Origin of the sequence: Pseudomonas sp. JV245A, from assembly GCF_032424515.1 — a bacterium.
In the GTDB taxonomy this organism is placed as follows: domain Bacteria; phylum Pseudomonadota; class Gammaproteobacteria; order Pseudomonadales; family Pseudomonadaceae; genus Aquipseudomonas; species Aquipseudomonas protegens.
In genome coordinates, this window is record NZ_VYKE01000637.1 from 1 (window position 1) to 272 (window position 272).

General features: G+C 69.9%; 1 protein-coding gene. It reads left to right on the plus strand.

What is annotated here, in order from left to right; all coding sequences use genetic code 11:
* Positions 1-272: tetratricopeptide repeat protein (locus tag F6S12_RS33390; protein ID WP_409999894.1), on the plus strand; the 272-nt coding region annotated here is incomplete at both ends.

A 272-nucleotide genomic window follows, 5' to 3' on the forward strand; every position in this document is an offset into this window, starting at 1 on the left:
ACCCCTGGCGGTGCGCTGGTTCGAGATCGCCGCACAACGTGGGCACCTGATGGCGCGCAACATGCTCGGGCGCTGCCATGAGCACGGCTGGGGTTGCCCGGCGGATGCCGCCAGCGCGGCCGGGCACTATCGCCTGGCTGCCGAAGCGGGGCTGGACTGGGGGCTGTACAACTACGCCAACCTGTTGGCCACCGGTCGCGGCGTGGTGCAGAACCATGCCTTGGCCCTGGCCTGCTACCGTCGTGCGGCGGACCTGGGCCATGCCAAATCGA